At 67.5% G+C, this 13,914-nt stretch carries 12 protein-coding genes; 2 read left to right on the top strand and 10 right to left on the bottom strand.

Translation table 11 applies throughout. From position 1 onward, the window contains the following. From A5650_RS05505 to A5650_RS05490, 4 genes are all read right to left on the bottom strand, one after another. Window positions 1–1,823: FAD-dependent oxidoreductase (locus tag A5650_RS05505; protein ID WP_156744019.1), on the bottom strand; the 1,823-nt coding region annotated here is incomplete at its 3' end. 38 nt (window positions 1,824–1,861) lie between these two features. Continuing rightward, a complete protein-coding gene (locus A5650_RS05500) occupies window positions 1,862–5,062 on the bottom strand; it encodes an ATP-binding protein (protein WP_067287209.1) in 3,201 nt (1,066 codons plus the stop codon). Beyond that, on the bottom strand, window positions 5,059–5,298 hold the full coding sequence (locus A5650_RS05495) for a hypothetical protein (RefSeq protein WP_067287206.1): 240 nt from the start codon (window positions 5,296–5,298) through the stop codon (window positions 5,059–5,061). Before A5650_RS05495 ends, A5650_RS05500 begins: the two co-directional genes overlap by 4 nt. A gap of 350 nt (window positions 5,299–5,648) precedes the next feature. After that, window positions 5,649–7,043: a hypothetical protein gene (locus A5650_RS05490; RefSeq protein WP_067287203.1), complete on the bottom strand. Its 1,395-nt coding sequence runs from the start codon at window positions 7,041–7,043 to the stop codon at window positions 5,649–5,651. A gap of 86 nt (window positions 7,044–7,129) precedes the next feature. Between A5650_RS05490 and A5650_RS05485 the strand changes: the two genes are divergently transcribed. Both A5650_RS05485 and A5650_RS05480 read left to right on the top strand, forming a co-directional pair. Continuing rightward, a complete protein-coding gene (locus tag A5650_RS05485; protein ID WP_067287200.1) occupies window positions 7,130–7,759 on the top strand; it encodes a hypothetical protein in 630 nt (209 codons plus the stop codon). Further along, on the top strand, window positions 7,756–8,808 hold the full coding sequence (locus A5650_RS05480; RefSeq protein ID WP_067287235.1) for a polyprenyl synthetase family protein: 1,053 nt from the start codon (window positions 7,756–7,758) through the stop codon (window positions 8,806–8,808). The genes A5650_RS05485 and A5650_RS05480 overlap by 4 nt, the downstream gene beginning before the upstream one ends. Before the next feature lie 9 nt (window positions 8,809–8,817). Here A5650_RS05480 and A5650_RS05475 read toward each other — a convergent pair whose 3' ends face one another. The 6 genes from A5650_RS05475 to A5650_RS05450 form a co-directional block, all read right to left on the bottom strand. Further along, window positions 8,818–10,020, bottom strand: coding sequence for an NAD(P)/FAD-dependent oxidoreductase (locus tag A5650_RS05475; RefSeq protein ID WP_067287196.1), 1,203 nt, complete (start codon window positions 10,018–10,020; stop codon window positions 8,818–8,820). A 2-nt stretch (window positions 10,021–10,022) separates the two neighbouring features. Beyond that, window positions 10,023–10,211 carry a ferredoxin gene (locus tag A5650_RS05470; protein WP_067090285.1) on the bottom strand — a complete coding sequence of 63 codons (189 nt, stop codon included), beginning with the start codon at window positions 10,209–10,211 and terminating at the stop codon, window positions 10,023–10,025. Continuing rightward, window positions 10,208–11,152, bottom strand: a complete 945-nt coding sequence (locus A5650_RS05465; RefSeq protein WP_067287193.1) for a metal-dependent hydrolase — start codon at window positions 11,150–11,152, stop codon at window positions 10,208–10,210. Before A5650_RS05465 ends, A5650_RS05470 begins: the two co-directional genes overlap by 4 nt. A 177-nt stretch (window positions 11,153–11,329) precedes the next feature. After that, window positions 11,330–12,346 carry an NAD(P)/FAD-dependent oxidoreductase gene (locus tag A5650_RS05460; RefSeq protein ID WP_067287190.1) on the bottom strand — a complete coding sequence of 339 codons (1,017 nt, stop codon included), beginning with the start codon at window positions 12,344–12,346 and terminating at the stop codon, window positions 11,330–11,332. Further along, on the bottom strand, window positions 12,343–12,846 hold the full coding sequence (locus A5650_RS05455) for an isoprenylcysteine carboxyl methyltransferase family protein (RefSeq protein WP_067287188.1): 504 nt from the start codon (window positions 12,844–12,846) through the stop codon (window positions 12,343–12,345). The genes A5650_RS05460 and A5650_RS05455 overlap by 4 nt, the downstream gene beginning before the upstream one ends. A gap of 2 nt (window positions 12,847–12,848) precedes the next feature. Continuing rightward, window positions 12,849–13,910 carry a type III polyketide synthase gene (locus tag A5650_RS05450; RefSeq protein ID WP_067287233.1) on the bottom strand — a complete coding sequence of 354 codons (1,062 nt, stop codon included), beginning with the start codon at window positions 13,908–13,910 and terminating at the stop codon, window positions 12,849–12,851. Window positions 13,911–13,914 lie beyond the last annotated feature (4 nt).

Raw genomic sequence — 13,914 nt, 5'->3', positions numbered from 1 at the left:
CCCGGCACCGATTGGACGTAGCGGTCGGACGGATCGATGTTGACGCTGACGTGTTGGGTGGCGAGCGCGTCGCGGCCGCGATGCCCGTTGACGCCGCAGAGCAGGTGCCACGCGAAGCCGTCAGCCGTCGTCGCACCGGGTAGGTACAGCCCGATGTGGTGATCGAGATACCGGACCGCGGCGGCGTGTACCGCGTCGTGGCTACGACGGACATAGTCGTCGGGTTCGCCGACGGGCCACGGCGCGTCGAAGGCGCCGCAGAAGTAGGCGACGGTCGCGGGTCGATCATCGGCGGGCCAGTCCTCTGCCCACAGTGTCTGCGGCATCGAGGCCCAGGTGTCGAACGGAGGAAGGTAGGCGCTGGTGGTCACTCCGGGCCGGGGCCAGCCCAGGGTCGGTTCGTCCGGCCGCAGCCAGATCTGGAACGCCTGGGTCGCGACAGTCCGCACGTGCTCGGTCATCGCGCGCCACTCGGGCTGATCGTCGATGAGCTCTTCGGCGACGAGTTCCACCATGCTCAGTGACATCGCCAGGACCACGTGGTCGAAATCGGCTCCGCGCCGCAGTATCCGCGTTTCGACGTCACAGCGCTCGCCGAAATGTGATTCCAGCGTGTGCATTCCGGGCCGCTCCCGCACCTGACCGACGATCGGCTGGCTCGGGAACACGGGTAGCCCGCCCACCCGGATCAGCGGCTGATACTCGTCGACGTCCTGGGCCAACGCGAGCTGGCGGCCCACGCTGATCGCCTCAATGTGTCGCCTAGCGCGATCAAGATGCAGGCGGTCGACCCGATGGAAGAACTCGAACCGCACGCCTCGCCGCCGCAGCACCTGGTAGATGGGTGCGATGACGATCTCGCCCATCCCCGCGGTCATCTTCCAGAAGATCGCACCCTTGTACTCGAAAAGAACCAAGCCCGTGAGGAATACGGCCAGCCCCGCCGCGAACGCGGGCCGCTGCGGGTCCCCGTCGGCGTAGCCGAAAACAAGGTCGTAGAGGCCGCGGATCAGCGGGAACTCCAGGACGTCGGGGTGGGCGCCGTGTCGCAGGATCCACTGGCCGAAGTCCTCGTCATTGATGGCGCGGAAACCGCGGGGGTCGGTCACGAGATTATCGACGATGAGCCCGCGCACCACCGCCACGACGAGCGAGACCAGAAGCCAGGACCGCTTGTGGTCGGGGCGATGCTCGCAGTCGAGTGTCCGGCCGATCGCGGCGACGGCGTCGTCGAGCAGCTGCGTTCCCGAAGACCCGGTTTCGAGGGCGACGGTGAGCACCGCGAACGCCGCGCGCTGCACCGACTCGATCGCGGCTTCGGCGGACGGAAGGTGCGGAGAGGTCGAGAGGACGAGCCCGACCGGTTCGGTGTCGCGCAACGAGCGGGTGAAGTCGACGAGCAGTTGTGCCGCCCGGCGCAGGAACCCGACGGCGGTGATCTCACGCCCGGCTGAACCCGGCTCGCCAGGCAGCTCGTCGTTGCGGGTGAACGTGCCGAGCCAGGTCAGCCAGTCGTCACCCCACCGGTCCGCCAGCCCCAAGTTGTCGGCGGGTATCAGCGCCTGGTCCCAGGTGTGGATCGGAGCGGCGGGATCGGTTGTGGCGCGGTCTAGTTCGGTGTAGCACTCGCGAAGAAGGCCGAAGGCGTTCTCGTACGAACCGAGCCAGATGTGCAGTCCGTGTTCCTCGATGCGGCCGTGCGGACCTCTGCTCGACGCGGCCTTACCGCCGAGTCGCCAGCCGCGCTGGTAGACGGTGATCGAGTCGAACCGGTTCTGCCAACCTGGCTCGCTGAGCCGCCACGCCGCGCTGAGACCGGCCATGCCGCCGCCGAGGATGGCGACCTTGCCTCCGGGCCGTTTCACGCCAGCAGGGCTCGCGCCCGGGCCAGCTCGGGCCATGTGCTGTCCGGCGCGAACCGCGCGACGACGTCGGCAAGGATTCCGCGCTCGGAGTCTTCGCCCAGCTCGTAAATATCGGCCGCAGCACGCAATTCGAAAATCACGGCGCCTTGGTTGCGTGCCAGTGTGAGAGCGTCCTGTAGGCAGCGGTCTCGGGTTGCGGCGTCGTCTTCGGTGTGTGCCCGCAAGCGGTACAGCTCGGCGTCGTAGAAGTGCACGTCGGTGTCGGCCGCCAATTGCAGCGCGGCGTCGAGCCGCGCGCGGGCTTCGTCGGTCCTGCCCGCGGCGGACAGGAGCCTCGCGACGATGCTGTCGTAGAAGGTGAGGAACATCCGCACTTCCGCTGCGCGCCAGGCTTCGACGAGCATCGTCATGGTGCCGATGTGCCGTCCCAGCGCGGCAGGCTCGACATCCTCGGCGGTCAATGCCCGCAACCCGTCGACGGTGCACTGCTGAGTCGCGGCGATCAGTGCGAACGCGTCGAAGCCGTACCGTTCGGCGTCGGCGGCCATCGCCGCGACGATCGCCGCGGCCCGGTCGAGGTCACCCGCTTCGATGTACATCCACGCCTCGTAGCTTCGCGCGTAGGCGGCGCTGTACGGGCCCTGCGGGAAACCCAGGTGTTCGACGCGGCGGGCGGTGCGGTCGAACTCGGCTTGCGCTCCGGCGAAATCACCCATCACCAGCCGGGCGGCGGCCAGATGGGTGTAGATCGAGGCCAGCGGTTCGTTGGGGGTGAACCAGTGCGCCTCGTCTTCGCCGGCGCCGATGTCGGTGCGGGCCGCGACGGACTCCAATCCCTCCCTGGCGGAGAGGAATTGGCCCCGATACCACGCCAGCATCGCGAAGCCCGCGTCGTTGTTCACCAGGAACCACGCGACGTCGCCCTTTTGGCCGGCGCGAACCGCCGTGAGCACCTGTTCGGCGCGTTGCAGGTCGGCGCGAGTGGCGAAGTAGCCGTACAGGGCCGTCATCGTGGTCAGAAATTCCTCGGTGAGGTCGGTGCCCACCACCTGCAAGCAGCGTTCGAAGTCGATCGCGGCCTGTGCGCTGGAGGTACCCTCCACCGCTGACGCGAGAAAGCCTCGACGGAGCCGGATCTCGACTTCCCGCCGGTCGCGGTGGCCGCCGGGTGTCATGCGTTCGACTCGGGCGATCGCTTCGTTGAGGAAGCCGAGGGATTCTCCGAGCGCGCCGCGGCGCCGGGCGTCGGAGGCGGCCTGCTGGTAGGCCGTCGCCGCGTCGTCGAACCGCTGCGCCTCGTCGTAATGCCGTGCGACGAGCCGCCATTCGGGCCTTCCGTCGGCGGAGCCAGCGTCGAGGGCGGCCGCGATCCGGCCGTGCAACGTCCGTCGGACGCTCGGCGGTGACAGCTCGTAGGCCACCTCGCGGAGGAGTTCGTGGCGGAACCGGAAGGTGTCCGCGCTCGTCCGCTCGATGACGCGGGCATCCTCGAGGGCGCCGAGGACGTCGTCGACGTCGGCCTCGGGCAGGTCGGTCGCCGAGAGCAGCAGTTGGCGGTCGAACTCTCTGCCGATGGTGGCCGCGGCCTCGACGGTCGGCACGGTGTTACGGGTCGCGCGCAACCGTGACAGCAACGACTCGTACAGCGCATCGGGGACGTGCCCGTTCTGCCCTGCCGACAGCGGTACGCGGTCGAGCGCCGTGACGACTTCCTCGACGTACAGCGGTACCCCGTCGCACCGCTGCCGCACGGATCGCCGCACATCCGTCGACAGTTCGGGGGCGAGCGCACCGATCAATGCGTCGGTGTCGTCGTCGGTCAGGGGTTTGACGTCGAAGATCTTGACGTCGCCCACGCTCGGCAGCTTGGTGGCGTCGCGCGCGGTGATCACCACGAGCAGACGGCCGAGGCGGGCGCTCAGGATTCTGTCGACCACATCCACGGTCGACGGATCGAACCAGTGCAGGTCTTCGATGATCAAAAGGCCCGGACCCTGACCGGCGCACGCGATGAGGTAGTCGTAGACGCTCTCGGCGATGTCCTCGTAGAGCTTGCCGCCTTCGGCCTTGGCGGCTTGGTAACCCGCCTCGGCGGCGATGCCGAGAACCGGCGCCAGAAGGGGCAGCGTGGTCGACGGATCGCGTCCGAGTCCGGTGATCTCCTTCTCGAGCAAGCGCAGCCGTTCACCTTGTTCGGTGAGTCGACTGATGCCGCAACGGCGTTCGAGCAGGTCGCGAATGGGCTGGAGGCCCGCGGCGGTGTGGAAGGGCGAACCGAAGATCGTGATGACGGTTGCTCCGGATTGTTCGGCGAGGTTGACCGCCGCCTGGGCGAGACGGCTCTTGCCGATGCCGGCCTCGCCGACGAACGCAACGCCTACCGTGTCGAGGGTCCCCGCTCGCGCCTGCTCCCAAATCTGCTCGAGATAGGCTAACTCCTCGCGTCGGCCGACCAACGGCCCCAGGGGCGTTCGCGTCGGCATCGCCCGTTCGCCGAGCACCTCGTGGTGCGCGACGGGCTCCTCGACGCCCTTCACGGGCTGCGGAGGTCGCGACGTGAGCTCGAAGGTGTCGCGGATCAGGGGTTCGACGGCGTCGCTCACCACGACGGTGCCCGGCGGCGCGATGCTGGACACCCTGGCGGTCAGGTTCGCGGCGAATCCGTAGACGTCGTCCTGGCCGGTGTCGAGGTACACCAGCCCGCGGTGAACTCCCACGCGGACACTCACTTCGACGCCGAAGCGTTCTCGCGCCTGTGTGCTGAGCCGGGCCACGTCGCGGGTGATGTCCAGCCCGGCCTGCACGGCACGGCGGACGTCGTTCTCGTGCGCGCGGGGATAGCCGAAGACCACAAGCAGGCCGTCGCCCTTCGTCGAGCCGATGTGCCCTTCGTAGCGGTCGACGATGCGCTGCACCTGATCGCGGTACTTGCCGACGATGATGCGGTACGCCTCGGGCTCGATGCGGGTCGAGAGCACGGTGGAGTCGACGAGGTCGCAGAACAGCAGCGTCAGCCGACGCAGTTCACCGCCGGTCGTCGGTGCGGCGAGGAGGTCTTCGGCGTCGGGGTTCCGGTGGTCGACGGCCAACACCCGCTCGGCCAACGATGTCGCGGTCGCCCGGTCACCGCGGTTGATGGCTTGTACTGCTCGATCAAGCAATTCATCGACCGCTCGCCGGTGATCGCGTTCGGTCACAGCTCGATGAACACCTTTACGATTTGGTCGCTCTTGCCATCCGGATAGCCCACCCGAACGTCGCCGAAATAGACCGAGCCGGGCAGTCCGGTGGCGTCGACCTTGATCTGGAAGGTCACCTCGGTGGGCCCCAGCGTGCCGAGCGGCCTCAGCTGCGAATCCCTTCCGGCGTCGGGTACAAAGGTGATCCGATCGTCCGGTATGGAGTGGTAGCCGTTCGACAGCGGTGTCGCCAAGCCGAGATGACGCTGAACTTCGACCCGTATGGTCGGAAACTTCTGCGAGTGTACGGCGCGCTTGGGCGGCGGCGGCGCGGCGGCGGCGCCCGCAGAGCTCGCCGAGCTCGCTGAGCTCGCCGAACTCCCCGAACGCGCGGAGCCGCAGCCACAGTCACCGACGGGTGCGCAAACCTTCTGTGACGAGCAGCAATTGAGGGCGGCGGTCGTGAAGGCGAGGCTGCCCTTGATGGCGACATCTACGAGTTGTTGGATCGTGGCGGTGCAGTCGTGGGGTTGCGGGCATTGCGGGTTGGGCTCGCCGACGTCGATACGACCGACTGGTCCGCGGGCAGAACAGCTGCAATTCATCAGTGCCCCTTGGGTTGCGGGGTTTGGCTCAGCATGAGACCAAGAATGCGCCACGGGTCGGTCGCCATCCGCGCCGACACCTTGGCGCCGAACTCGGCCATTTCAGCCGGGTCGAAACCGCATTTGGCCCAGTGATTCACCAGTCCGGCGTACTCGGTGGATACCTCGGTGACGCAGCTGGCCCACAGGTCGACCGCTTCGGTGACGGATGGAGCGAAGGATGGCTGGCACCCGCACGGCGCCGGCGCGGCCGCCGAGGCGCAGACTGTCGGGTCGATCGGCTTGGCGGGCTTGCCGGTCGGCACAGAAGCCGTGAAATCGACGAGGCCCGACGGCGGGTTCAATGCGCAGTCGATGAGCATGTTCTCCCCGATGGAGGCGTATCCGCCGATGACGGCGAACATGATGGTGGCGAGCGGCGGCACGCCTGCGAACTTCACCTCCTTCAGGGTCCTGATGCGCACGCCGCGTTCTTCCTTCTCGAAGCTGATGTAACCGCGGTCGAGGAGTGTGAAGCCGTCGTCTTTGGTGCTGGCCCGGTTGTCGTCGATGTCGTAGTTGATGAAGGCGCCGTCGCCTTTCTCGCCCTTCCAGTATTTGATCGCCGTCCGCAGTTGATAGCCGGGAAGAACGCCGCACAGGGTGCTGATGCTTTCCAGCACTCTGCTCCACCCGTAGCTGTCCGGAGACTTCGGTATGGGGCTCATATCGCAGAAGAAGGGACAGCAGTTGTCCCAGTTGAGTGGGTCGACCACCTTCTTGACTTTGTCGACAGTGAGCCGGTCTCTGAAATAGCTGACCTTCAGGACTGCATACTCGCCACACGCGTCCCGCCGGACGCGGTACCTGAACTCCACACTGCGCACATACGACAGCACCGCTGCACTGACCAGGCCTTGCTCCACCGCGGCTTCGATGACTCCCACGAAGCTGGGGCGGCCTTGGAGGTCGGAGTCGAACAAGTTGAGCAATTGCTGCCCGCCGGACTCCGAGACGGAACCGGTCTCGCCCGGAACGGCCACCGAGAGCGCACTGGCAAACAATTCACGTTCTTCGTCGGTCTGAGAGGACAGCTGCCAGTGAGCGCCGATGACGTACAGGAGCCGGGCCATCTCGACGGGTCCGATGCCGACTTCTTCTTGAACTGCGACGGTACTGCGCATCTCGGCAAACTCGCGTAACGCCTCTCTGCGCGAGGGGAATTCGGTTTGATCGGGATCAACCGAGAGTCGACGCACGAACTGCCGGACATCATTGAACCAGCCTTGACGCCCCGGACCGGTGGTTCCGGGGAGGAAGGCCTCCACCCTCTCGGTGACGCTCGGGTCGTCGAGGGCCACCACGGTGTCGTCGAGGGCGCCGTAGAGTGCGAGCAAAGAGTGAAGGGTGGCCATTCGGGTCTCCTCCCCCCGGCGGGTGTGCTTAGCATACCGTCCATCGCCTGTTCGAGCAGGCTATTGCCGGAGAGGTAAAAGCGCTTATGACCCGCACGTTTGGCGACGAGGGGAGCCTCGGGGACCTTCCGTGGGCGTCGGTGTTCGACCCGGCCGCCAATGCCCGCGCCCTGAGCGCGATCCAGGCGGAGGGGTTCCGGGCGGCCAGCCAGATCGTCGATAGGTTCGTGCGCCTCGCCTCGCCGGATGGCGAGGCTGCGACGACGGAACCGCCTCGGGGTGCCCCCGACCTCGAGCAGCTGACGCGCGCATGGTGGTCGGTGGCCGGCCAGTTTCTGCTCGGCGGGCGTGCTCGCGACGTCGAACTCGATTTGTCCAGTCCGGGAGGCCAGCATGGCGTCGCACTGGAGTCGGCGATACCGGGCCGCGCGGAGACGGTGGTGTGGGTACACAACCGCACCGATCACGATTTCGGGCGAATCCAGTTGCGGTGCAGCGACCTTCTCGCGCGAAGCGGCGCGCTGATCAGGGCGCGTGAACTGACGTTGGACCCGTCAATGGTGGAGATGCCACCGAGGTGTAGCCGCGGTATCGCTGTGGCACTGCAGGTTTCAGACTCGACGCCACCCGGGGTGTACCGGGGCACCATGCTCGTCGATGCCGACGACAACTTGTGGCTTCCGGTGGTTCTCACGGCGCGGGCACCGGGCCCATGACGAGCACGGCCGACCGGGCCGATCTGGTGTCGTCCGTCGACGAGCGGTTGCGTGAGGTGGCGCGCACGGTCCGGCGTTCGATGTTGGATGCGTTACCTGATGGGGAGCCGGGCCGTTGGCTGTACGCGCCGATGCGCGAGTACCCATCCCGGCCCGGTAAGGCGTTGCGTCCGGCGCTGTGTCTGGCCGCGAGCCGGGTATTCGGCGCCGACGCCGACGACGCGCTCGGCGTCGCGGTGGCGATCGAGTTGCTGCACAACGCTTTTCTCGTGCACGACGACATCGCCGACGGCAGCGAGATGCGTCGAGGCAGGCCGACGTTGTCGGCGGGCTACGGGATGGCGGCGGCACTCAACGCGGGTGACGGGTTGGCCGTCGTGGCGGGACAGGTGCTGCGACGGGCCACCCGCCGCCTCGATCGCGATCTCGCCGACCTGGTGTGGGCGGAATTCGACACGATGGCGATGCGCACGCTCGAGGGCCAGGCGCTCGAAGTGGGTTGGCAGGCCGATGGAGTCGAGGATCTGGGGCCGTCGGACTACCTCGAGCTGATCATGCACAAGACATGCTGGTACACAACCATTCACCCGTTGCGGGTCGGTGCGATCGTCGGATCCCGGGGCACGGCGGATCTCGTACCGCTGGTGCGGTTCGGCTTCCACTTCGGCGCCGCGTTCCAGATCCGCGACGACCTGCTGAACCTCATCGGGGACGAACGCCTCTACGGCAAGGAGATTCTCGGCGATCTGTACGAGGGCAAACGGACGCTGGCGCTGCTGCATCTGCTGTCTGTCGCGCAGGGCAAAGACCGTGAGTTCGTTCGGGATTATCTGCGCCTACAACGCTCCGAGCGAACCCAGGAGCTGGTGCTGCGGGTCCGCGCTCTGATGGACGAGTACGGCAGCATCGAGTTCACCGGTCAGTATGCCGAAGGCATTCTGCTCGTGGCCGAGGAGTATTTCGAGCAGGCGTTCGCCGGTGCTCGCCCCGGTCCCGATCTGGACTTCTTGCGTGCCCTGGTGCCGTACGTGTGGGCGAGGTGGCGTTAGCGCCCGGTGCTATGCGGCCGGCGTGGGCGGAAACGCCGCATCGTCCTCGAGGACGCCGCGGTAGGCGTGTACCCGTCCGGGGATCGTGCTGAGCACCGCGACGGTACGCCCGCCGCGCCCGTACGCCGCGACGAACTCCCACTGGTCGAGGTCGCCCTCGATGATATCGACCGCATCGTGATCGGTTGGCAGACCCAGCATTTGGAGTTTCACGTCGTACTGGTCGGACCAGAAGTAGGGAATCTCGTCATAGCTCTCGGCGTGCTGCGGACCGGCCAACAGCGTCTGCGCCGCCGCCTCGCCCTGGCGGTTGGCGACGTCCCAGTGTTCGATCCGCAGATGGCGTTCGTAGCGCGGATGCCACCACCGCGCGACATCGCCGGCGGCCACGACGCCGCGGACCCCCTCGACTCTGCCGGTGGCATCGCAGAGCACGCCGTCGTCGATGCGCACTCCGGAGCCCTCGAGCCAGTCGGTCGCGGGCGTGACGCCCAGTCCGATCACGACGAGGTCGGCCTTGACCCGGGAACCGTCGGTCAACCGAAGTGCCTTCACCTTGCGCTTGCCCACGAATTTCTCGACGCCGACTCCGAGCCGCAGGTCGACACCGTGCTGCCGGTGCAGCTCGGCCCAATGCGGCGCCAGCTCTGCGCCGAGTGCGGACAACAGCGGGTTCGAACCGCGTTGAATCAGCGTCACATCCAAGTCGAGCGCCCGGCACGTCGCCGCCACCTCGACCCCGATGAATCCGCCGCCGACCACCGCGACACGGGGGCGCGAGGCGAGCCGTTCCCGGATGGCGAGGCAGTCGTCGACCGTGCGCAGCATCATCACGCCGTCGGGCACCGGACCGCCCGGCCACTCGCGAGGAACGGCGCCGCTGGCGATCACCAGCCCGTCGTATCGAAGTGAGAGCTCGCGACCCTCGTCTCGAACCCGGACGGTGCACGACTTGTCGTCCAGCCCTACCGCGGACGCGCCCCGCAGCACCCGGGCGTCGAGGTCGAACTGCGGTGCCATGTCGATGCCGGCCCGATGGATCTCGCCGGACAACAGCTTCTTCGACAGCGGTGGCCGGTGGTACGGGGGTTGACGCTCATCGCCGACGATCGTCAGCGCGCCGTCAAAGCCCTTCTGCCGCAGCGTCTCCGCCGCTCGCACGCCTGCGACACCGGCGCCGACGACAATCACGTCTCGCAATCCCGTCGCCATGGTCAGTCCTTCACCAGGATCGCGCGGGTGGGGCAGGAGACCTCAGCACCCTTCAACTGTTGGCGCAGTTCCTCGCCGGGCGCGTCCTGAAGCACGTGCAGACCGTCCTCGCGCACGTCGAACACTTCATGGCAGATGCTCATGCACACGCCGTTGCCGTCACACGTGTCGAGATCGACGATGACCTTCATCGCACTCCAGCCCCTTCCCTCTCCGTCGCCGTGGTGTTCCGCCGACTCGGTGACCCCGCACGTTCGCGCGCGGCCCGCGCTGCCGGCGAGTGCTCCAAGTAGTCGATGGCCATCTGTGTGTTGGCCTCGTGGCTCGGGTGGTGGCTGGGCCGCATGTATCGCAGGGGCACCGTCACGAGGAAGTTCCACGGGCCCGGCAACTTGTATTCGCGCGCGGCGCGCATCCAGTCCCGGAATCGCCACTTCTGGTCGATGGTCGGATCGTTGGCCATCAGGTAGCGCGCCCCGGCGATCCACCAGCCGACGAACAGCGGCGCGGTCATCAGCATCGCAAATGCTCGGATGAAGTAGCTGCCGCAGACGTGCTGGTACACGTCGAAGACCAGCGAGCGGTGCTCGACCTCCTCGGCGCCATGCCAACGGAGCAGGTCGAGCATGACGGGGTCGGTGCCGGCGTAGTCGAGTCCGCGGTTCTGCAGCACCCACTGGCCCAGCACCGCGGTGAAGTGTTCCAGCGCGGCCACATCGGCCAGCCGACGGTAGAGCCACCACCGCTTCAGCGGCGGCGGGAAGAACTTCGGCGGGTCGCCCAACGTCATCGACAAGGTCCTGCCGAGCCGATCGGTGTAGGGCTTGGTGTCGATGCCCTGCTCGGCCAGGTGGTCCAACACCACCTGGTGCGCCCAGGCGTGCCAGGACTCCTGCTGGATGAATGGTTTGATCGACGCCTCGAGTTCGGGATCGTCGACCAGAGACGACGCCTCCAGGACCGCCTTGATGAAGTGCCGTTCACCCTCGGGCAGGAGCAGATGCAGCACGTTCATCATGTGCGTGGAGAACGGATCGCCGGGGACCCAGTGGATCGGCGTCTCCGACCAATCGAAGCGGACCATCCGGCGGTATTTCGGATATCCGTCGTGGTGCTGTGCGACTTCGGGCATCGGTACCTCTTCCGCCAACCGACGGGCGGGCCGTCGGTCCTTCCTCGTTGAAGGTCCGGTCGAACACCGGTAGCGATGCGCGGTGAGCGACCGTCCGTGAGGTCGCGTACCCCGCCGAACCGTCCGCTACTCACCTCATCGGTGCCGGTTCGCTGTGAATCGGCTGCGGACTGGTGATTATTCGGCGAGCAGGTTCACTGCGCGGGTGAAGACACCAGGCGCCGACGCCGCTGCCGACACCAACCGCGAACGAACCGATGGAAACGCCGTGGCACGCACCAGTCCCGCGGTGACCATTCGGTAGCGACGCGACATCCGGCGCCAGCGCCGGTCGTAGTCGGCGGGTCGGTCCTTGACGATGCAGTCCACCAGCAACTCGGCGGCGCCGAAGGCGATACCCAGGCCCTCGCCGGTCAGTGCATCGACGTAGCCGGCAGCGTCACCGACGAGGAGGACCCGCCCGGCGATCCGCCGCCGCACCCGCTGCCGCAACGGTCCGGCCGCCAGGTCGGGAGCGTGAGCGCGCTCCGCGACGTGTTCGCGGAGCGCTGGAAACGATTCCAAATGGTGGTTGAACCCGCCTCGTCGCGCAGTGAGGACCGCGACGCCGACACAGTTTTCGGCGACGGGGGTGACGTAGGCTTCGCCGTCGTCGGACCAATACACCTCGACGCAGTCACTCCACGGAGCCACCGCGTAGTGCCGACGGATGCCCCACCGCCGCGGTCCCGACGCCGGGACGGCCAGCCCGAGCGAGGTGCGGATCGGCGAGTGCAGACCGTCCGCGGCGGCCAGATAGCGGGCTCGGAAGCCGTTGCAACGAACCGCGTCTGCATCCTGCTGCACCGCTCCGGCGGCCCCGCTCTCGATGCGGACCCCGGCTTTGGACGCCGCCTCCCACAACGCCTCGTGTAACACCGTCCTGCGGACTCCGCGCCCCGGCCCGCTGTCGAAGCGGCCGGTGACGCTGCGTCGCCCGTCGATGTACGTGATGCCCGAGAACGCTCGCCCCGCCGGATCGACACCCAGCCCCTGTAGCTCACACAACGTGTGTGGCATCAGCCCCTCACCGCATGCCTTGTCGACCGGTGCGGCCCGCCGCTCGATCAGCACGACCTCGAGACCGGCGCGGGCGCCGTGGATTGCGGTGGCCAGACCCGCCGGTCCGCCACCCGCCACCAGCAGGTCGATCATCGAAGGGCGGCCAGCGCCGCATTCTCGACCCGGATGCGCGTCCGCAGCAACGCCGTGTTGAGCACGGTGAACACCGCGGCGGTGAGCCAGGCGGTATGCACCATCGGTAGCGCCACCCCCTCGATGGCGACCGCGACGTAATTCGGGTGCGGTACAAGGCGATACGGCCCCCGGGTGACCCTGGCCGCGTCCGGGATGACGACGACGCGGGTATTCCACTGCCTGCCGAGCGTGGCGATGCACCACCATCGCAGGGCCTGGGCGGCGAGCACCAACGCGAACATCAGCCACCCCAGCGCGGGGACGAACGGTCGGAACGGGGCTTCCGCCACGCATCCGGCCAGCAGCCCGGCGTGCAGGGCCACCATCAGCGGATAGTGAGACGCGCCGGACTCCACACCGCCGTGTTCTCGACTCCACGACAGGTTGCGCTGGGACACAACGAGTTCAGCGATACGCTCGGCGGCCACCGCGGCGATCAGCAGCCCGTACCAGACCATGGTCAGTGCCAGCGCAGCAGCAACAGCTCCGCGCAGAAGCCGGGACCCATGGCCATCATCACCCCCGGTGTGCCGGTGGGCGGCGGCTTGGCGCGCGCATCGCGCAAGATGTGCAGCACCGACGACGACGACACGTTGCCGATCTCGGCGAGCGATCTCCACGACAGTTCGAGTGCGTCGTCGTCGAGGTTCAGTGCGGCCGCCATCGATTCGAGCACTCGCGGTCCGCCGGGGTGTGAGAGCCACGAGCCGATGTCGTCGACCGTCAGGTCATGGTCGGCGAGGAAGCTGGTGACGTCGTCGCCGAAGTAGCGTTCGATCAGGTCGGGCAGCCCGACCGAGAGCACGAGCTGGAAGCCCTCTGCGCGGACGTCCCAGCCCATGATGTCCAGCGAGTCGGGGTAGAGCCGGCTGCGTGTCGCGACCACATCCGGGCCGAGGGCGCCAATCGCTTCCGCGCGAGCCGAACCCACCGAGACAACCGCGGCCGCGCCGTCGGCGAACAGCGCGCTGCCGACGAGGGTCGGCATGGTCGGCGGCGCCGCGGGAAACATCAGCGAAGCCAGGTCGACCGAGACGAGCGCGGCGACGTCGTCGGGGTGCCCGACCAGGTAGTCGTGCAGGCGTGACACCCCGGCTGCGCCGGCCACGCAACCCAAACCGAAGATCGGGATCCTCCGCACGTCGGGCCGCAGTCCGAGCCGTCCGGCGATGCGCGCGTCCAGCGATGGAACGGCCACGCCCGTCGCGGTCGCGGTCATGATCAGATCCACGTCTTCGGGTCGCAATCCCGCATCGTCGAGCGCGCCCATCAGCGCTTCGCACCCGAGCTCCATGGCGTGTTCGAGCCATGTGTCGTTGGTTTGGCCGAAGTCGCGGAAGGTCAGGTAGTCGTCCATTGGGAGGATGAGATGACGGCCGTCGACCTTGGCGCTCGCGTGCAGTTCGCGCACGATGGCTTCGTATCTCGCGAAGGTTGGGACCTGCACGAACCGGTCGGTGATCTCTTGCTGGGAGTAGCGGTGCGGCGGCAGCACGCCGTGTACTCCTGCGATAACGCTCATGGTG

The sequence above is a fragment of the Mycobacterium sp. 1164985.4 genome (genome assembly GCF_001668575.1).
GTDB lineage: Bacteria > Actinomycetota > Actinomycetes > Mycobacteriales > Mycobacteriaceae > Mycobacterium.
This window is presented reverse-complemented; position numbering and strand designations above follow the sequence as displayed.

Coding starts and splice junctions, on each gene's coding strand:
- A5650_RS05470 (WP_067090285.1), bottom strand. CDS start 10,211: ATGAAGGTCATCGTCGATCTCGACACGTGTGACGGCAACGGCGTGTGC.
- A5650_RS05475 (WP_067287196.1), bottom strand. CDS start 10,020: ATGGCGACGGGATTGCGAGACGTGATTGTCGTCGGCGCCGGTGTCGCA.
- A5650_RS05455 (WP_067287188.1), bottom strand. CDS start 12,846: ATGGTCTGGTACGGGCTGCTGATCGCCGCGGTGGCCGCCGAGCGTATC.
- A5650_RS05490 (WP_067287203.1), bottom strand. CDS start 7,043: ATGGCCACCCTTCACTCTTTGCTCGCACTCTACGGCGCCCTCGACGAC.
- A5650_RS05480 (WP_067287235.1), top strand. CDS start 7,756: ATGACGAGCACGGCCGACCGGGCCGATCTGGTGTCGTCCGTCGACGAG.
- A5650_RS05450 (WP_067287233.1), bottom strand. CDS start 13,910: ATGAGCGTTATCGCAGGAGTACACGGCGTGCTGCCGCCGCACCGCTAC.
- A5650_RS05485 (WP_067287200.1), top strand. CDS start 7,130: ATGACCCGCACGTTTGGCGACGAGGGGAGCCTCGGGGACCTTCCGTGG.
- A5650_RS05465 (WP_067287193.1), bottom strand. CDS start 11,152: ATGCCCGAAGTCGCACAGCACCACGACGGATATCCGAAATACCGCCGG.
- A5650_RS05460 (WP_067287190.1), bottom strand. CDS start 12,346: ATGATCGACCTGCTGGTGGCGGGTGGCGGACCGGCGGGTCTGGCCACC.